We start from the raw sequence: 17339 nt of genomic DNA on the forward strand, positions 1-17339 counted from the left end.
GCGGATCAACTGATCCGATCTGAGCGGCCTATGGGCCCGTAGCTCAGTTGGTTAGAGCGCACGCTTGATAAGCGTGAGGTCATAAGTTCAAGTCTTATCGGGCCTACCACTCTTTCCAAACATACGGACCGCACCGACCAGCTCCGCTGGGCAAGCAACTCACACCGAGTGTGAGGGGCCATAGCTCAGTTGGTAGAGCGCCTGCTTTGCAAGCAGGATGTCGTCGGTTCGAATCCGTCTGGCTCCACCATTTCCCTCGCAATCCTCGCTACCGCTTCGCTGCTTGAGCGAGGCTAGCTGGTAGGATTGGGAAAATCGCGATCGAGGAATGATCAAGTTTGCACTGGCTCTTGAGCCAGCTGCGAAATGACATTGTGAAGGCAGGGTTCCTCCGCCAACCGTAGCTCACCCCTGGGATACGGACCTGGTTCAAGGATGGACTTAAGAAGACATCATTGTCTGACTAAAGGTAGAGCTCATGCTCGATCTCTTCTCACGTGAGTGACAAGAGACGATTATGCATGGGTTTTGCTGAGAACGATCAAGCGCATAAGGGCTTCTGACGGATGCCTTGGCATTGAGAGGCGATGAAGGACGTGGCACGCTGCGATAAGAGCCGGGGAGGCGCGAGCACCCTTTGATCCGGCTATCTCCGAATGGGGAAACCCACCTTTATGGTCACCCGACTTTGCTTCAGCTTCGGCTGGAGCGGCGATCGGTTGATCAGAAGAGGTATAATGACCTGAATACATAGGGTTCATTAAGCAAACCCGGGGAACTGAAACATCTCAGTACCCGGAGGAAAGGACATCAACCGAGACTCCCGTAGTAGTGGCGAGCGAACCGGGACCAGGCCAGTGCTGTCGTGACATAAAGCTGAATGTGTTGGGAAACACAGCCATAGTGGGTGATAGCCCCGTAAGCGTCAAATAGCGACAGACTCGAGTAGGGCGGGACACGTGAAATCCTGTCTGAACATGGGGGGACCACCCTCCAAGCCTAAGTACTCCTCAATGACCGATAGCGAACAAGTACCGTGAGGGAAAGGTGAAAAGCACCCCGACAAGGGGAGTGAAACAGATCCTGAAATCGGAAGCCTACAAGCAGTCGGAGCCACCGCGCGTGGTGACGGCGTACCTTTTGTATAATGGGTCAGCGACTTCATGTGCCGTGCAAGCTTAAGCCGTTAGGTGTAGGCGCAGCGAAAGCGAGTCTGAATAGGGCGAATAAGTACGTCGCATGACGACCCGAAACCAGGTGATCTATCCATGAGCAGGTTGAAGGTAAGGTAACACTTACTGGAGGACCGAACCGGTGAATGTTGAAAAATTCTCGGATGACTTGTGGATAGGGGTGAAAGGCCAATCAAACCTGGACATAGCTGGTTCTCCGCGAAAACTATTTAGGTAGTGCCTCGGACGTATTCCTTGGGGGGTAGAGCACTGAATGGATGCGGGCGGCGCGAGCTGTACCAATTCTAATCAAACTCCGAATACCCAAGAGAACTATCCGGGAGACACACGGCGGGTGCTAACGTCCGTCGTGAAAAGGGAAACAACCCTAACCATCATCTAAGGCCCCCAAGTACTGGCTAAGTGGGAAACGATGTGGGTTTGCTTTGACAACCAGGATGTTGGCTTAGAAGCAGCCATCATTTAAAGAAAGCGTAACAGCTCACTGGTCAAGCGAACCTGCGCGGAAAATGTAACGGGGCTCAAGCCAGTCGCCGAAGGTATGGGTGTGCACTCTGTGCACGCGGTAGCGGAGCGTTCCGTAAGCCGATGAAGGTGAGGCGTGAGCCTTGCTGGAGGTATCGGAAGTGAGAATGCTGACATGAGTAGCGATAAAGAGGGTGAGAGACCCTCTCGCCGAAAGCCCAAGGGTTCCTGCGTAAAGCTAATCTGCGCAGGGTTAGTCGGCCCCTAAGGCGAGGCCGAAAGGCGTAGTCGATGGGAATCAGGTGAATATTCCTGAACCAGTTGGAAGTGACGGATCTGGTAAATTGTCAGGGCTTATTGGATTGCTCCTGGCAGTGAACAGGTCCCTGGAAATAACTCCAACGGAGACCGTACCCGAAACCGACACAGGTGGGCAGGTAGAGTATACCAAGGCGCTTGAGAGAACTATGCTGAAGGAACTCGGCAAATTGCACGCGTAACTTCGGGATAAGCGTGACTCTCTTTTGGGCAACCAGATGAGAGTGGCACAAGCCAGGGGGTAGCGACTGTTTATCAAAAACACAGGGCTCTGCGAAGCCGCAAGGCGACGTATAGGGTCTGACGCCTGCCCGGTGCCTGAAGGTTAAAAGGAGGGGTGCAAGCTCTGAATTGAAGCCCAGGTAAACGGCGGCCGTAACTATAACGGTCCTAAGGTAGCGAAATTCCTTGTCGGGTAAGTTCCGACCTGCACGAATGGCGTAACGACTTCCCCACTGTCTCCAGCATAGGCTCAGCGAAATTGAATTCCCCGTGAAGATGCGGGGTTCCCGCGGTCAGACGGAAAGACCCTATGAACCTTTACTGCAGCTTCGCCTTGGCGTTAGCAGCAACATGTGTAGGATAGGTGGGAGGCTATGAAACCGGGGCGCCAGTTCCGGTGGAGCCATCCTTGAAATACCACCCTTATTGTTGCTGACGTCTAACCGCGGCCCGTTATCCGGGTCCGGGACATGGCGTGGCGGGCAGTTTGACTGGGGCGGTCGCCTCCCAAAGTGTAACGGAGGCGCGCGATGGTGGGCTCAGACCGGTCGGAAATCGGTCGTCGAGTGCAATGGCATAAGCCCGCCTGACTGCGAGACTGACAAGTCGAGCAGAGACGAAAGTCGGCCATAGTGATCCGGTGGTCCTGCGTGGAAGGGCCATCGCTCAACGAATAAAAGGTACTCTAGGGATAACAGGCTGATTTTGCCCAAGAGTCCATATCGACGGCAAAGTTTGGCACCTCGATGTCGGCTCATCACATCCTGGGGCTGGAGCAGGTCCCAAGGGTTCGGCTGTTCGCCGATTAAAGTGGTACGTGAGCTGGGTTCAGAACGTCGTGAGACAGTTTGGTCCCTATCTGCCGTGGGTGTACGAGACTTGAGAGGATCTGTCCCTAGTACGAGAGGACCGGGATGGACACACCTCTGGTGGACCTGTCATGGCGCCAGCTGTGCAGCAGGGTAGCTAAGTGTGGAATAGATAACCGCTGAAAGCATCTAAGCGGGAAACTAACCTCAAAACAAGGTCTCGCTGAGAGCCGTGGAAGACCACCACGTTGATAGGCCGGGTGTGGAAGTGCGGCGACGCATGGAGCTTACCGGTACTAATAGCTCGATAGGCTTGATCGTTCTTCAGTCAAACCCATGCAAAAGCATGGCTCTACTTCAGACACTGATGTCTTCTTCACAATCCTCTCCAATGGGCGAAAGCCCAAAGGGAAGAGTGATATCCTTTTCGCTGACCTGGTGGCTTTGCCGGGGGTTCCCCACCCGATCCCATTCCGAACTCGGTCGTTAAGTCCCCCTGGGCCAATGGTACTTCGTCTCAAGGCGCGGGAGAGTAGGTCGCCGCCAGGTCCGCCAAAAGGATATCAAACCCAAAGTCCAAACCCTGCCATCACAATCCAATACACCCTGACGCGGGGTGGAGCAGCCCGGTAGCTCGTCAGGCTCATAACCTGAAGGTCACAGGTTCAAATCCTGTCCCCGCACCCAAGGGTCTTTCAAGAAACAGCCGCCTTCGGGCGGCTTTTTTCGTTTCTGGCCTCTTCGTCCTTCGTCCTCACCAGAAGGGCTTGGCGTCCAGCAGGTCGTCCAGCGCCCGGCGGGCTCGGTCCAGCAGATCAGCCTCGTCATCGGCCAAGGCGACCCGGGCGGCGTCGCGGGCGGTCGCCTCGTCGCCGTGACTGACGGTCTCGATCAGGGTCTGGCGGACGCTGCGGTCGTTCAGCGCGCCCAGGATGTCCTGCACCGCGCGCGAGGCGGCGATGAAGCGTTCGGCGCGCTTGGGATGCTCCGGAAACAGCGGCGCCAGGTCCTCGGCCGCGTAACGCAGGGTCTTGCCCTTCAGGCGCAGCTTGTGGCGGGCCGGGGCGTCGAGGTCGGAGAACGACTTGGCGCGCTTCCTCACCTGTCCCAGACGGTGTTCCAGCACCGCGGCGCCGTGGGCCGCGGCCGGAACGTCGCGGATCTCGGCCAGCGCCGGATCGGTCGTCCAGGCGCCGGCTTCCAGCCAGGCGGCGGCTTCCAGCAGCACATCGCGGGCGCGCGGGCTTTCCAGCGCCGCCTCCATGCGCAGATAGGCGTTGGCGCGGGCCGCCTCGAGACCGCGCTCGAAATCGCCGCGCCCGGCGAAGGCCGCGCCGGGGGCGCTGGCGTTCCAGACCTCGCCGACGAAGACGTCGAGATCCCGCGCGGCGTCGAACTCGCCCGCCAGCCAGGACAGCTCGTCGTCCAGCCGCTGGGCGGCCGCGTCGCGGGCCAGGGGCTTGAAGATCTTCAGCAGGGCCCGCAGCCGTCGGGTGGCCACCCGCGCCTGGTGGACGCCGTCCGGCTCCGGTCGTTCGCGCAGGGCCTCGAGGCTGGCGCAGAGGTGGGCCAGATCGGCCTGACCAAGCGCCTGCAGCGCCTCGCCGACGCGGGCGGCCGGGTTCAGGGTGGCGGCCTGCCGGCGCGGCGCCGGCGCGTCGTCGCCCGCCGCCAGGCCGTAGCCCCGCTCGGCCTTGCTGACCAGCGACAGCCGAAGCGGCGCGCGCTTGGCCAACTGGCGGGCCAGGTCGAACAGCGCCTCCGGCTGGCCGGCCTTCAGTTCCAGCTCCAGTTCGCAGACGGGCGCGCGCCGGCCGTCCGCGCTGAGCTCGCCCCGGTCGAGCGCCGCCTCGATGATGGCTTCGCCGACATGGACGATGTGGACGATGCGCTCGACACGGGTGGTGAAGACCGGCGTCAGGGTCTCGCCGTCCAGCATGGCCGCCGCCGGCGTCCGGGCCAGGGCGTCGCGGTCCGGATCGGGCCCGGCGATCGCCGTCTCCCATTCGCCGCGTGAGAACACCCCGCCGGCCGAGGCCGACTTCAGGGTCTGCTTGCGGCCGCCCTCGCCGTCGCGGACCCGCAGGCCGAAGCCGGCCTTGCGCAGGGCGTGATCGGGGGTGTCGAAATAGGTGGCGTCCAGCTGGCGCACGGCGCCTTCGCCGTGCAGCTGGGCCAAGGCCGACGCCGCCGACTCCGGCGGGATCAGGAATTTCAGCTCGATCTCGCGATCCATGACCTGATCAACTCCAGAGCGCCCGCCTGGCTCCGACAGCGCTATGACCTGTCTCCACCGTCTTGCCAAGTGTATGACGCGGGTCCAAACGTGCGCGCCATGAGCCAAATCAACACCGCACCCCGCCACGACTGGACGCTTCCCGAGGTGGAGGCCCTGTTCGACCTGCCGTTCATGGAGCTGGTGTTCCAGGCGGCCAACGTGCACCGGGCCGGGTTCGATCCGTCGGAAGTGCAGCTGTCGCAGCTGTTGTCGGTCAAGACCGGCGGCTGCGCCGAGAACTGCGGCTATTGCAGCCAGAGCGCCCACTTCAAGACCGGCCTCAAGGCCGAGAAGCTGATGGCGGCCGACGACGTGGTGGCCAAGGCCCGCGCCGCCCGCGACGGCGGCGCCCAGCGCTTCTGCATGGGCGCGGCCTGGCGCGAGCTGAAGGACCGCGACCTGCCCAAGCTGACCGAGATGATCGGCGAGGTGAAGGCCCTGGGCCTGGAGACCTGCGCCACCCTGGGCATGCTGACCGCCGACCAGGCCAAGGCGCTGAAGGCCGCCGGGCTCGACTACTACAACCACAACCTCGACACCGGTCCGGACTATTACAAGGACGTGGTGACCACCCGCACCTATCAGGAGCGGCTGGACACCCTGGCCCACGTCCGCGACGCGGGCATGAGCACCTGCTGCGGCGGCATCGTCGGCATGGGCGAGACGCGCCGCGACCGCGCCGGTCTGCTGCACCAGTTGGCCACCCTGCCGGCCCATCCCGACAGCTTGCCGATCAACGGCCTGGTGCCGGTCAGCGGCACCCCGCTGGGCGACAGGATCCTGGCCGACGGCAGCAAGCAGATCGACTCGATCGAATTCGTCCGCACCATCGCCGTGGCCCGCATCGTCTGTCCGAAGTCGATGGTCCGCCTGTCGGCCGGCCGCGAGGGGATGAGCCGCGAGCTGCAGGCCCTGTGCTTCCTGGCCGGCGCCAACTCGATCTTCGTCGGCGGCAAGCTGCTGACCACCCCGCTGCCGGGCCTGGACGAGGACAGCAAGCTGTTCCAGGACCTGGATCTGCGTCCCATGGGCGGCAAGGTCCACGTCGAGGCGCACGACCACGCGCACGAGGTGGTCGCGGCGGAATAGGGCGGCTACGGCCGCTCGGCCTGTCGCGCCTCATGGACGAGGCGGTCTAGCACCGGCGTGCGGCTGGGCGTCAGCAGGTCGGCCCGCGCCTCGGCGAAGAGCCGTCGATTGTTGGCGCAAGTAGCCCGCATGATCGCCAGTTCCTCGGGCGGAACCCGGTGCGCCAACCGTTCGGCTTCGCGCTCGGCGCGGGCGGTGATGCGCTCGAGATCATCGTAGAAGTCGAGCATGGACCGCGTGCGATTGGTGAGATGCCGTTGGCGCTTGCGGCGTGGCGGCTTGGACTTGGGCATGAGTCTTTCCTTTGGGCATGGCTTCGCCGCTTCACGCGACGATTCGCTGAAGGGTGCTGGGGAGGCGACGGAGCGGCCGGGCGAACCCGGAGTACCGTGATTGTTTGTTTGCGTTTCGGCTCGGACGTCCGCTCCGCCAGGCTGTTTTGACCGTGAGGATGGGGGGCGTGAGCGTTTTGAGCTCGGGACCCCATAGCCCCCGGACGGGCGCGGACCGAACCGAACGGCTTTTCCGTATCGGTCCCGACGATCCGCGATAGGCGGCTTTCGCGATCACCGCCCTGTCGACCCGCTCCCGGCTTTTGCCCCGGGGAACCCGGTCACGGCCGTTCCCGTAGGAGACGACGCGCGCCGCATCTGACCCGGGAACCGAAACCGGCCCCGCTCAACCTATCCCCGCCGCCGCTTTGGGCCGGATCCAAGCGCCCTCCCCCTGCGACGGGGACAGCGATCAGTATGGGGGCAGGATTCAACGCGGATCATTCAGCGGCGTCTAAAATCGACAAGCGTTTGACTTCGCTGGCTTCGATCTCGCGAATTCCGAGGATACAGGCGCTCCAATCCCCCTTCTCTCGCAAGGGGGGAAGCCCGCGGCGGCCGGCCCTTAACCTTGTTTAGTCAGGTCGGCTTAAGGCTTCCGCCGCAGATTGGCGGCGCTTTCCCGAAGGACGTCGCCGTGCAGGTTTCCGCCACCAACGCCGCTGCCCAATATGTCGCGCCGCGGTCCGCGGCTCCAACCCAGGCTCCGGCCGCCGACCTGACGCAGCTGGCCGTGGCCCAGACCAACGTCAAGATGACGGCGGCGGCTGGCGCGGCCCTGGGCCAGACGTCCGGCGAACTGACTGGCGTGCTGGTCAATATCTCGGCCTGAGCCGAAGGACTCCCAAATCCCCGAACGGGCCGTCACGCGAAGCGCCTGGCGCCGGCCACGCACAGGACGATCACGGCGGTGACGCCGATCATGGCCGGGGCGATGGGCTCGTGCAGCAGCAGCCCGGCCAGGGCCAGGCCGAAGAACGGCTGGAGCAGCTGCAGCTGACCGACCTGGGCGATGCCGCCCAGGGCCAGGCCGCGATACCAGAACACGAACCCCACCAGCATGCTGAACACCGAGACATAGGCCAGGCCCAGCCAGGCCGGCGTCCCCACGCCGCGCCAGCTGGCGGGCAGGGTGGCGAGGGCGACCAGGGCCATGACGGGCAGGGCCAGCACCAGGGCCCAGCAGATCACCTGCCAGCCGCCCAGGCGGCGCGACAGCACCGCGCCCTCGGCATAGCCCAGGCCACAGGCGACGATCGCCGCCACCATCAGCAGATCGCCTGTCAGGGATCCAGCGCCGCCCCGCGAGGCGGCGAAGCCGGCGACCGACAGGCCGCCGACGACCGAGAAGATCCAGAAGGCGGGGCGGGGCCGTTCGCCGCCGCGCAGGACGGCGAAGACCGCCGTGGCCAGGGGCAGCAGACCGACGAAGACGACGGAGTGGGCCGCCGAGACGTGGCGCAGCGCCAGGGCGGTCAGCAGCGGAAAGCCGACCACCACGCCCAGCGCCACGACCGCCAGCGGACGCAGGTCGGACCGGGGCGGCGGCTTCTGCCTCAAGGCCAGCAGCAGGACCGTCCCCAGCAGGGCGGCGATCACGGCGCGGGCCGAGGTCAGGAACACGGGCGGCAAGCCTTCCACGGCGACGCGGGTGGCGGGCAGCGAGCCGCTGAAGATGATCACGCCCACCAGGCCGCTGCCCCAGCCTCGCGCTGAGTCCCGCCCTGATTCCTGCCCTGTCCTGTCCACCCGTCATCCTCCGTCGGCGCGGGTCGAGGCATAGGCGGGCCGACGGGCCGTGGCCCAGGAACGGTCCATACAATCTGGACCGAACTGTATGCTATCAAGCGCCATACAGTTGGAGCGCGCCCATGGCCCAGACGACGAGCCGGACCGGCGAGGTGATGGAGGCGATCCGGGCGCGCATCGCCAGCCGGTCGCTGTCACGCGGTGACAGATTGCCCTCCATCCGCGCCCTGGCCGCGACCCTGAAGGTGTCGCCCTCGACCGTCGTCGAGGCCTATGACCGCCTGGCCGCCGAAGGCGTCGTGCTCTCGCGGCCGGGCTCGGGCTTCTACGTCTCGGCCGAGGTCGTCACGCCGGCGGTCAGCGATCTGGGGACGCGCGCCGATCGCGCCATCGATCCGTTGTGGGTGTCGCGTCAGTCGCTGGATGCGGCGGCGGCGGCGCTGAAGCCCGGCTGCGGCTGGCTGCCGCCGGACTGGATGCCCGACGCGATCCTGCGGCGCGCCATGCGCGGCCTGGCTCGCGCCGACGACGCCCTGCTGGCCGACTACGGCCCCTCGCGCGGCCTGCCCGAACTGCGGCGGCTGCTGGCCCGGCGCTTCGCGACCGAGGGGCTGGACATCGGACCCGACCAGGTGCTGCTGACCGCGTCCGGCACCCAGGCGATCGATCTGATCTGCAGAACCCTGCTGCGCCCGGGCGACGCGGTGCTGGTCGACGATCCCTGCTACTTCAATTTCCAGGCCCTGCTGCGGGCCCACAAGGCGCGGATCGTCAGCGCGCCCTACACGCCGAACGGCCCCGACGTGTCGAGCTTCGCCCGGGTCGTGGCCGAGGCGCGGCCGCGCCTCTACATCACCAATTCGGCGATCCACAATCCGACCGGCGCGACGATGTCGGCCCAGACCGCCCACCGGCTGCTCACGGTCGCCTCGGCGCACGGCCTGGTCATCGTCGAGGACGACATCTTCGCGGAGTTCGAGCCGGAGCCGTCGCCGCGCCTGGCGGCCTTCGACGGCCTGGTCAACGTCATCCGCATCGGCAGCTTCTCCAAGACGCTGTCGGCCTCGATTCGCTGCGGCTATATCGCCGCGCGGCCCGACTGGATCGAGGCGATGGTCGACCTGCAGGTAGCCACCCATTTCGGCGGCGCCAGCCCGGTGGCGGCCCGGGTGGTCTTCGACAGCCTGATGGACAGCGGTTATCGCCGGCACGTCGAGGCGCTGCGGCGGCGACTGTCAGGCGCGCGGCGCGAGGCGGCGGCCCGGCTGGCTGACCTCGGCGTGCGGACCTGGGTGACGCCGCGCGGCGGCTTCTACCTGTGGGGACGGCTGCCGGACGGCCGGGATGGGTCCGACCTAGCCCGCCTGGCCCTGGACGAGGATGTGATTTTGGCGCCGGGAAACGTGTTCAGCGCCGCCCAGAGCGCGCCGGACTTCATGCGGTTCAATGTCGGCCAGATGCGCGATCCGCGGGTCTTCACGGTGCTGAAAGGCGCGCTGGCGCGGAGGTGAGGGGCCTACCGCTCCTCGTCGAACCGGTTCTCGACCAGTTCGCACAGGGCCTCGACGGCGGCCTGGGCTTCCGGGCCCTCGGCGGTGATGTCGATGGTCGAGCCGATGCCGGCGGCCAGCATCATCAGGCCCATGATCGAGCGGGCGTCGACCGAAGCGCCGTCGCGGCTGACCGTCACCTCGGCGTCGAAGCCGGACGCCGTCTTCACGAACTTGGCCGAGGCGCGGGCGTGCAGGCCGCGCTCGTTGATGATCTCGACCGTCCTTGACGTCATGCCCGTCACTTTTCCCCGGCGAGCACGTAGGAGGCCACGGAGATGTACTTGCGTCCAGCCTCCTGGGCGTGGGCGACGCAGGCCTGCAGGCTCTCGCGCTGGCGCACGCTGGCCAGCTTGATCAGCATCGGCAGGTTCAGGCCGGCGATGACCTCGGCCTTGGTCTGCTCCATCACCGAGATGGCCAGGTTGCTAGGCGTGCCGCCGAACATGTCGGTCAGCAGGATGACGCCCTCGCCGTCGACGTCGACGGCGGCGCAAGCCTTCAGAATATCCGAGCGGCGACGTTCCATGTCGTCTTCCGGGCCGATGCAGATCGCCTTCACGGCGGCCTGCGGCCCGACCACATGCTCCATGGCGGAAACGAATTCCTCCGCCAGACGCCCGTGCGTCACGATCACGAGCCCGATCATGCCTTGTATCTCAAACGGGATCCCCAATTCCCTTCGCGACGGGAGAGCGTCGCGCGGGCGGCCTTGATACGCCCGTTAGGATTGGACTCCAAGAGACTGCATCATGCGTCGGATTTTCGAAGGCGCGGCGGGTTCTCGCGGCCACAGGTCGAAGACCGGGACGGCAATGCCCAGGATCGTCTCGGAACGGGGATCGGGCAGGCGCTCGACGGCCTCGGGACGGTCGACGCAGCGGATCAGCACGGCGATCTCGCAGAAGGGCAGGGCGGGCTCGACGATCACGCCCAGTCCGCGCGCTTCGATCAGGCCGGCCAGCGGCTCGGGGGCCTTGCCGTAGAGGCGGCCGCCGGCGGTGAACACGACCACCCGGTCGTCGGCCGCCAGGCGAAAGCCGGCCTCCAGGGCGCGCAGGGCCAGGTCGCTCTTGCCGACACCCGAGGGCCCCTCGATCAGGGCGCCGCGCCACAGGCCGTCCTGGCGCAGGGCGATCAGGCCGGCGTGGCGGATCTCCGGGTTCGCGTTCATTCGTGAACGCTCGGCAGCTCGACCACGAAGCGGGCCCCGGCGATGGCCCCGGCGACGTCCATCCGGTTCTCGGCGCGAATCGTCCCGCCATGCGCCTCGACGATCTGGCGGGCGATCGACAGGCCGAGGCCCGAATTGCCGCCGAAGGCCCGGCCCTTGGGACGCGAGGTATAGAAACGCTCGAAGATGGTCTCGAGATTGTCGGGCGGGATGCCGGGACCGTCGTCCTCGACCGAGATCAGCAGATGGCCGCGGGTGCGGGCCATCTGGATCCGCACCTCGCCATCGGCGGGGCTGAACGAGCGGGCGTTGTCGATCAGGTTGCGGAACACTTGGCCGATCGGCGTCTCGCGGGCCAGGATCGTGGACGGCGGCGAGGGATCGGTGATCCGCAGGCCGACCCGTACGCTGCCGGGGGCGTCGCCGGGCCGCAACTGCGCCTCGTAGAGGCTGGCGATCTCGGTCAGCAGGCGTGAGAGGTCCAGCACCTTGGGATGCTCGCGCGACAGCTCGGCGTCCAGGCGCGAGGCGTTGGAGATGTCGGTGACCAGCCGGTCCAGGCGGTTGACGTCGTTCTGCAGGATGGCCAGCAGCCGGGCGCGGGCGGCGGGGTCGGTGACCAGGTCCAGGGTCTCGATGGCCGAGCGGATCGAGGTCAGCGGGTTCTTGATCTCATGGGCCACGTCGGCGGCGAAGCGCTCGATGGCGTCCATGCGCTCGGACAGCGAGTGGGTCATGTCTTCCAGCGAGCGGGACAGGTCGCCGACCTCGTCACGGCGCTCGGAGAGGTCGGGCAGCGAGATGGCGCGCGCGCCCTGCAGGCGGACATGGTCGGCGGCGCGGGCCAGGCGCAGCACCGGCACGGCGATCAGGCGGTGCAGCAGCACGCTGGAGATGATGATCGCGATCATCGCCACGACGATGAACGGCAGCAGGGCCTTGCGCTCGGCCGAGATGATCTCGTCGACGCCACCGGCCTCTAGAGTCAGCACGCCCAGCACCGCCTGGACCCGCTGGATCGGGATCGAGACCGACACGACCCGCTCGCCGTCCTCGGAGACGCGCATGCCGGTGACGGGGCGGCCGGTTCGCGTGGCCTGGGCGATTTCGCTGGTGAGCGCCTGGCGGGCCGCCTCGGCCTTGGCCTCCTCGCGCGGGCCCAGGCGGTCGCCGTCGTTGTTCTGGCCGGGCTTGCGGGCGGGGGGCAGGACCTTCCAGTCCACGCGGTCGGCGACCACGAAGGAGTCCGCCAGGACCTTGCCCTGGGCGTCGAACAGCCGGGCGCGCTGCGAGTGCTGGATGAACAGCACCTGCAGGATCTGGCTGGCGGCGGCGGCGTCGAGGGTGGGCTCGGTGTCGCCCTGGCTGGTGGCCAGTTCGTTGATCACCTTGGCGATCAGCTGGCCCTGGGTGGTCAGGCTGTCGATGCGGGCGTTGACCAGGCCCGAGCGCAGTTCGTTCAGCACCAAGGCCCCGACGATCACGATCGCCAGGGCCAGGACGTTCAGGGTGATGATCAGCCGGCCCAGCCGCGAGCCGCGCGGCCAGGCGAAGCGCCGCCGGGGCCCGGTCTCGCCCGGGGACCCGACGGCGCCTTGAGAGTCTGGCTCAGGCTTCGCGATAACGGTAGCCAACGCCGTACAGGGTCTCGATGGAGTCGAATTCCGGATCGACCTGACGGAACTTCTTGCGCATGCGCTTGATGTGGCTGTCGATCGTGCGGTCGTCGACATAGACCTGATCGTCGTAGGCGGCGTCCATCAGGTTGTCGCGGCTCTTCACGAAGCCGGGGCGCTGGGCCAGGGCCTGCAGCAGCAGGAACTCGGTGACGGTCAGGCGCACGGGGCGACCGTCCCACAGGCTGTCGTGGCGGGCCGGGTCGAGGGTCAGCTTGCCGCGCTTCATGACCTTGGAGCCGGCGGCCCCGGCCGACGCCGAGCCGGCGAGCTCTTCTTCCTCGGGGCGGGCGCGACGCAGCACGGCCTTCACCCGCTCGAGCAGCAGGCGCTGGCTGAACGGCTTGTGCATGTAGTCGTCGGCGCCGAGGTTGAAGCCGAGGATCTCGTCGATCTCGTCGTCCTTGGACGTCAGCATGATCACCGGGATCTCGGTCGTCTGGCGCAGGCGGCGCAGCACTTCCATGCCGTCCATGCGCGGCATCTTCACGTCCAGGATCACCAGGTCGGGCGGGCTGGCCTCGACGGCTTCGAGCCCCGCGACCCCGTCGTAATAGGCCTTCACCGCGTGGCCGTGGCTTTCCAGCGCCAGCGAAACCGAGGCGACGATGTTCTCGTCGTCGTCAATGAGGGTGATGGCGGCCATTTCGTCGTTCTTGTCCTGTATCTTCGGAGCCTGTCCGTTCCGATGGAGGCCATCAGAACGGATGAACAGGCTACGCTTCAATAGTCAGAGTGTGGCAGGCGCCGAAACCGCTCACACTTTCGGCTGCCACACTCGTCCGTCAGGCGATCTTATCGATCGACCGACACAGCTTCAACGCGTGGCGCGGTAAAGCTTTCCCAGAGCTTCTCTCCGGGCTTTGCGGCCCCAGGAAGGCGTGATTGGGGCGTGGATGCCCGTCTCTGTATCGAAAACCTGCGCCTCAACCTCACCTTAAGGTCTTGAGACCCATAGTGAGGGTTCCTGGACCATTAAGGTTTCCTGGGGCGAGTGGGGCATGAGCCAAGTCCATTACGAGCTTTTTGTCCGGCGGAAAGCCGGCGCGCAGTGGACGCTCGAGATCGCCTCGGAAAACCGCGCGCACGCGCTGCAGGTCGCCGAGGACGTCCTGGAACAGGGCCGGGCCGTCGCCGTCCGGGTCAGCAAGGAAACCCTCGACCCGTCGTCGGGCGAATACAAGTCCATCGCCATCTTCACCAAGGGCATGGTGGACGGCGGCAAGCCCAAGAAGGAGGTCGAGGAACGCGACCCCCTCTGCGTGCAGCCGGCCGACCTCTATACCGCCCACGCCCGTGACCGCATCGGCCGCCTGCTGGAAGGCTGGCTGAACCGGCACAAGGCCACCCCGTTCGAACTGTTGCACCGCCCCGACCTGGTCGAACAGCTCGAGGCGTCCGGCACCGACCTGCAGCACGCGCTGCAGAAGATCGCCATTCCGGAAGCCGAGGCGCGCGGCCAGACCGTGCACGAGGTCATCCGCCACTTCCAGGGCCTGGTCGAGCGCACCGTCGCCAACCTGATGAAGGCCTTCAAGCGGGGCGACCTGCCGGACCTCGACAAGGAAGGCTTCGCCAAGGCCGCCGAGCGCCTGGTCGCCGATCCGGACCGCGCCTTCCTGCTGGGCGCCGGCGTCGCCGCCTCGATCGCCCCGGCCGCCAACTGGTCGGAGAAGATCGCCCGCCTGCTGGACCTGGCCGACGCCGCGCCGCAAGACCCGCGCGCCCGCGCCGCCGCGCTGGCCGCCATCGAGCAGCCGCTGGCCGAGATCATTGGCTCGCGCGCCGGCATGGCCGACCTTCTCGACACCAAGGACGACCTGGGCTCGACCCTGGCGGCCATGACCCGCATGACCGGCGGCGCCGCCGTCGAGGCCCTGATCCGCATCGAGGCCAGCGTCCGCGGCTGCATGCCCGAGCTGTCGGGCACGGCGCGCCGTCTCAGCGAATGGCTGGGCGGCGACGATTTTCCCAGCGTCCGCAAGGCCATCGCCGAGCGCGTCCTGACCGAGCTGAACGGCGTGCGTCGCCTGAAGCCGGCCGACGCCGAGGCCGAGATCGAATATCTGCGCGCCCTGGCCATGAGCCTGACGGCCGCCGCCGGCCGTATCCTGCAGGCCGAGGACATCCAGGGCGCGTTCACCACGCGCTCCAAGACCCTGCTGAACGGCGACTTCATCGAGTCGCTGCTGGGCCGCGACCGCTCGGCCCACGAAGAGATCAAGATGCTGATCCGCCTGGCCGAGAACGTCATGGGCGCGGTCAACAAGCGCAACGCCGCCCGCTGGCTGAACGCCAATATCAGCGCCATGCGCTTCGAGAAGGAACTGCGCCAGGGCCCCGACTCGCCGGTCGCCAAGCTCAGTCACCTGGCCGTCCTCCAGCGTTCGCTGACCCGGTCGGGTCTGGTGTGCGAGGACTACCAGCCGCTTTGCGCCAAGCTGGGCGACATCGGCGCCCTGATCGAAGCCGACTCGCGCCTGCTGACCATGCTGGTCCGCGCGCCGGCGCCGTTGCCGCACCGCCTCACCCTGCTGGCCAAGCTGGCCATGGGCGAGGCCGGTCCGACCGGTCCGGTGGCCGAAAAGGCCCGGGTCGAGGCGCTGAAGCTGGCGCGGGATCCGGGCTCTCGCGAGCAGCTCCAGGACTCGCCCCAGACCATGGACCTGATCAAGACGCTGGTCGGCCAGGCGGCCTGAGTCGGGCGAAAGTCGCGCCCTACGGTCAAGTTTCCGCCGCCCCGGTCTCGACATTCGCGGGCGACTCGACTTCCCTTCGCTTGTCGGTTGAATCGGTCTGACCGGGCGGCGCGACGTCCTGACACTTCATATCGAGAGAACCACCATGTCGAAGAAGAGCGTGGGCGACCTGATCGCCATCGCGCGCGCGGGCGGCGGCTTCGAGCTGAGCGCCAATGATTACACCCCCGAGGAGCTGGAGGCGGTCGCCAACAAGCTGGTGAACGGCGCTCGGATGACCGTTCGCGACACCGGCGCCCTGGACGTCAAGGAGCTGGCCGCGATCGCCCAGTCCGGTCCGCCAGGCTCGGTCTTCCTGGTTTTCTGACGAACCCTTTGACTCTTCCCCGACGGCGCCCGGTAGCTTGAGATCCGGGCGGCCGTTGGGGCCGCCATCGCTCCGCCCTTCTGGAGATCGTCATGGCCGTGTTCACCGTCCTCTATCCCGCCAGCGACGGCGCGAAGTTCGACTACGCCTACTACGAGAACACGCACATCCCGCTGGCCAAGGCGGCGTTCACCGCCACCGGCCTGACGGGCGTTCAGATCCTGAAGGGCCTGGCCGGCGGGGGCGGCGCGCCGGCGCCTTACCTGGTCATCGTCAACCTGATCTTCCGCGACGCCGAGGCGCTGCAGGCGTCCCTGGGCGGCCCGCGCGGGGCCGAGGTGACGGCCGACGTCGCCAACTTCACCAACGTCCAGCCGATCGTCCAGATCAGCACGGAGGCGTAGGGCGGTGAACCTTTCCTCCCCTCTGGGGGGAGGTGGCCCAGAGGGCCGGAGGGGGCTAGCTCGGCATAGGCCGCATTAGCCCCCTCAGTCGGCTTCGCCGACAGCTCCCCCAAAAGGGGAGCAGAGTTCGCGACGGGTGGATTGCGGACAGTCCAGTCCCTGACCACCACGGCCCTTAGCGGACATGGCGATCAACCGATCGGCCAGCAAGCCGCCAAGGCTCCATGCGGGCGTTGTGAGCCTTCAGACCTGGGCCATGCCGCCATCCACGCACAGTTCCGCGCCGGCGATGTAGCTCGCCTCGTCGCTCAGCAGGAAAACGACGGCGGACGCGACTTCGTCGGGTCGACCAAGCCGACCGAGCGGGATGGGCGCAAGCAGCGCCGCTCGTTCCTCAGGACCCACCGCGGCCATCATCGCGGTGTCGGTCGGCCCGGGGCTGACGACATTTACGCGGATGCCTCGCGGCGCCAGCTCCGCGGTCCATGTCCGCGCATAGGAGCGAAGCGCCGCCTTCGAGGCGGAGTAGGAGCCCCGTGTGGGCACGCCAATCGTGTCGGCGATCGAGCCGATCAGGACGATAGATCCGCCAGCGCCCATGGCTTTCAGGGCGGCCCGCGCGGCCAGAACAGGGCCGCGAACATTCAGCGAAAAATGTCGGTCGAAGTTGTCGGCGCTTTCCTCGTCCAGTGAAGCCGGCTCCGAAATCCCGGCATTGAGAACGAGCGCGTCGATCCGCCCGAAGGCCTTTTGAACGGCGGAGACGGCGGCCTCGATCTCCTCCGGTTTGCCTGCGTCAGCCACCAGGCCGCGAACGCTCGGGCCAATCGACGCCGCGGCGGTGGTGACCTCCGAAGCATTGCGGCCTGTAATGGCGACGCTGGCGCCTTCCGCCGCGAGCCGCTCGGCAATGGACAGGCCGATGCCCTTCGCACCGCCCACGACCAGGGCGATCTTGTCCGTCATTCTCGCCATCGAAACCTCCAAGGTGATGATGGCGATCTAGATATAGCG

At 66.3% G+C, this 17339-nt stretch carries 15 protein-coding genes, 3 tRNA genes and 2 rRNA genes; 11 read left to right on the plus strand and 9 right to left on the minus strand.

The window, feature by feature from the left end; translation table 11 throughout:
* Nucleotides 1–32: 32 nt before the first annotated feature.
* From MZV50_RS01255 to MZV50_RS01275, 5 genes are all read left to right on the plus strand, one after another.
* Nucleotides 33–109 (plus strand) — tRNA-Ile (locus MZV50_RS01255).
* Nucleotides 110–174: 65 nt separating this feature from the next.
* A tRNA-Ala gene (locus MZV50_RS01260) sits at nucleotides 175–250 on the plus strand.
* Between the two features lie 289 nt (nucleotides 251–539).
* Nucleotides 540–3328 (plus strand): 23S ribosomal RNA (locus tag MZV50_RS01265).
* Nucleotides 3329–3441: 113 nt separating this feature from the next.
* Nucleotides 3442–3556: ribosomal RNA gene (gene rrf / locus MZV50_RS01270) — 5S ribosomal RNA — on the plus strand.
* A 61-nt stretch (nucleotides 3557–3617) separates the two neighbouring features.
* Nucleotides 3618–3694 (plus strand) — tRNA-Met (locus tag MZV50_RS01275).
* A 67-nt stretch (nucleotides 3695–3761) separates the two neighbouring features.
* Here the strand turns inward: MZV50_RS01275 and MZV50_RS01280 are convergent.
* The gene (locus MZV50_RS01280; RefSeq protein ID WP_252632601.1) at nucleotides 3762–5243 is read right to left on the minus strand and encodes a CYTH and CHAD domain-containing protein; all 1482 of its coding nucleotides are present in this window, start codon (nucleotides 5241–5243) and stop codon (nucleotides 3762–3764) included.
* A 99-nt stretch (nucleotides 5244–5342) separates the two neighbouring features.
* Between MZV50_RS01280 and bioB the strand changes: the two genes are divergently transcribed.
* The gene (gene bioB, locus MZV50_RS01285; protein WP_252632603.1) at nucleotides 5343–6374 is read left to right on the plus strand and encodes a biotin synthase BioB; all 1032 of its coding nucleotides are present in this window, start codon (nucleotides 5343–5345) and stop codon (nucleotides 6372–6374) included.
* Between the two features lie 5 nt (nucleotides 6375–6379).
* On the opposite strand, the gene MZV50_RS01290 is transcribed toward bioB, so the two are convergent.
* A complete protein-coding gene (locus MZV50_RS01290) occupies nucleotides 6380–6667 on the minus strand; it encodes a hypothetical protein (RefSeq protein ID WP_252632605.1) in 288 nt (95 codons plus the stop codon).
* 676 nt (nucleotides 6668–7343) lie between these two features.
* Between MZV50_RS01290 and MZV50_RS01295 the strand changes: the two genes are divergently transcribed.
* Nucleotides 7344–7538 carry a hypothetical protein gene (locus tag MZV50_RS01295; protein WP_252632607.1) on the plus strand — a complete coding sequence of 65 codons (195 nt, stop codon included), beginning with the start codon at nucleotides 7344–7346 and terminating at the stop codon, nucleotides 7536–7538.
* 32 nt (nucleotides 7539–7570) lie between these two features.
* On the opposite strand, the gene MZV50_RS01300 is transcribed toward MZV50_RS01295, so the two are convergent.
* Nucleotides 7571–8395, minus strand: coding sequence for a DMT family transporter (locus MZV50_RS01300; RefSeq protein ID WP_252632608.1), 825 nt, complete (start codon nucleotides 8393–8395; stop codon nucleotides 7571–7573).
* Between the two features lie 182 nt (nucleotides 8396–8577).
* On the opposite strand from MZV50_RS01300, the gene MZV50_RS01305 reads away from it, so the two are divergent.
* Nucleotides 8578–9966 (plus strand): aminotransferase-like domain-containing protein, encoded by a 1389-nt coding sequence (locus MZV50_RS01305; protein ID WP_252632610.1) that lies wholly within the window; start codon nucleotides 8578–8580, stop codon nucleotides 9964–9966.
* 5 nt (nucleotides 9967–9971) lie between these two features.
* Here MZV50_RS01305 and MZV50_RS01310 read toward each other — a convergent pair whose 3' ends face one another.
* The 5 genes from MZV50_RS01310 to MZV50_RS01330 form a co-directional block, all read right to left on the minus strand.
* Nucleotides 9972–10250: an HPr family phosphocarrier protein gene (locus tag MZV50_RS01310; protein ID WP_252632611.1), complete on the minus strand. Its 279-nt coding sequence runs from the start codon at nucleotides 10248–10250 to the stop codon at nucleotides 9972–9974.
* The gene (locus MZV50_RS01315) at nucleotides 10247–10654 is read right to left on the minus strand and encodes a PTS sugar transporter subunit IIA (RefSeq protein ID WP_252632612.1); all 408 of its coding nucleotides are present in this window, start codon (nucleotides 10652–10654) and stop codon (nucleotides 10247–10249) included. The genes MZV50_RS01310 and MZV50_RS01315 overlap by 4 nt, the downstream gene beginning before the upstream one ends.
* A 75-nt stretch (nucleotides 10655–10729) precedes the next feature.
* Nucleotides 10730–11179, minus strand: a complete 450-nt coding sequence (locus MZV50_RS01320; protein WP_252632613.1) for an HPr kinase/phosphorylase — start codon at nucleotides 11177–11179, stop codon at nucleotides 10730–10732.
* Nucleotides 11176–12813 (minus strand): ATP-binding protein, encoded by a 1638-nt coding sequence (locus MZV50_RS01325; RefSeq protein WP_436792198.1) that lies wholly within the window; start codon nucleotides 12811–12813, stop codon nucleotides 11176–11178. Before MZV50_RS01325 ends, MZV50_RS01320 begins: the two co-directional genes overlap by 4 nt.
* Complete coding sequence (locus MZV50_RS01330) at nucleotides 12788–13501, minus strand: response regulator transcription factor (RefSeq protein ID WP_252632614.1); 714 nt, start codon at nucleotides 13499–13501, stop codon at nucleotides 12788–12790. The genes MZV50_RS01325 and MZV50_RS01330 overlap by 26 nt, the downstream gene beginning before the upstream one ends.
* Before the next feature lie 355 nt (nucleotides 13502–13856).
* Here MZV50_RS01330 and MZV50_RS01335 point away from each other — a divergent pair, with 355 nt between their 5' ends.
* The 3 genes from MZV50_RS01335 to MZV50_RS01345 all read left to right on the plus strand — a co-directional run bounded on the left by MZV50_RS01335 (nucleotide 13857) and on the right by MZV50_RS01345 (nucleotide 16325).
* The gene (locus MZV50_RS01335; RefSeq protein ID WP_252632615.1) at nucleotides 13857–15554 is read left to right on the plus strand and encodes a hypothetical protein; all 1698 of its coding nucleotides are present in this window, start codon (nucleotides 13857–13859) and stop codon (nucleotides 15552–15554) included.
* A 145-nt stretch (nucleotides 15555–15699) separates the two neighbouring features.
* The gene (locus MZV50_RS01340; protein WP_252632616.1) at nucleotides 15700–15921 is read left to right on the plus strand and encodes a hypothetical protein; all 222 of its coding nucleotides are present in this window, start codon (nucleotides 15700–15702) and stop codon (nucleotides 15919–15921) included.
* Between the two features lie 92 nt (nucleotides 15922–16013).
* Entirely contained in the window at nucleotides 16014–16325 is a 312-nt protein-coding gene (locus tag MZV50_RS01345) for an EthD family reductase (protein WP_252632617.1), read from the plus strand.
* A 243-nt stretch (nucleotides 16326–16568) separates the two neighbouring features.
* Here MZV50_RS01345 and MZV50_RS01350 read toward each other — a convergent pair whose 3' ends face one another.
* Nucleotides 16569–17291 carry an SDR family NAD(P)-dependent oxidoreductase gene (locus tag MZV50_RS01350; RefSeq protein WP_252632618.1) on the minus strand — a complete coding sequence of 241 codons (723 nt, stop codon included), beginning with the start codon at nucleotides 17289–17291 and terminating at the stop codon, nucleotides 16569–16571.
* Between the last annotated feature and the right edge of the window lie 48 nt (nucleotides 17292–17339).

The sequence above is a fragment of the Caulobacter segnis genome (assembly GCF_023935105.1).
GTDB lineage: Bacteria > Pseudomonadota > Alphaproteobacteria > Caulobacterales > Caulobacteraceae > Caulobacter > Caulobacter segnis_B.

Coding starts and splice junctions, on each gene's coding strand:
- MZV50_RS01280 (WP_252632601.1), bottom strand. CDS start 5,243: ATGGATCGCGAGATCGAGCTGAAATTCCTGATCCCGCCGGAGTCGGCG.
- bioB (WP_252632603.1), top strand. CDS start 5,343: ATGAGCCAAATCAACACCGCACCCCGCCACGACTGGACGCTTCCCGAG.
- MZV50_RS01290 (WP_252632605.1), bottom strand. CDS start 6,667: ATGCCCAAGTCCAAGCCGCCACGCCGCAAGCGCCAACGGCATCTCACC.
- MZV50_RS01305 (WP_252632610.1), top strand. CDS start 8,578: ATGGCCCAGACGACGAGCCGGACCGGCGAGGTGATGGAGGCGATCCGG.
- MZV50_RS01315 (WP_252632612.1), bottom strand. CDS start 10,654: ATGATCGGGCTCGTGATCGTGACGCACGGGCGTCTGGCGGAGGAATTC.
- MZV50_RS01320 (WP_252632613.1), bottom strand. CDS start 11,179: ATGAACGCGAACCCGGAGATCCGCCACGCCGGCCTGATCGCCCTGCGC.
- MZV50_RS01330 (WP_252632614.1), bottom strand. CDS start 13,501: ATGGCCGCCATCACCCTCATTGACGACGACGAGAACATCGTCGCCTCG.
- MZV50_RS01335 (WP_252632615.1), top strand. CDS start 13,857: ATGAGCCAAGTCCATTACGAGCTTTTTGTCCGGCGGAAAGCCGGCGCG.
- MZV50_RS01340 (WP_252632616.1), top strand. CDS start 15,700: ATGTCGAAGAAGAGCGTGGGCGACCTGATCGCCATCGCGCGCGCGGGC.
- MZV50_RS01345 (WP_252632617.1), top strand. CDS start 16,014: ATGGCCGTGTTCACCGTCCTCTATCCCGCCAGCGACGGCGCGAAGTTC.
- MZV50_RS01350 (WP_252632618.1), bottom strand. CDS start 17,291: ATGACGGACAAGATCGCCCTGGTCGTGGGCGGTGCGAAGGGCATCGGC.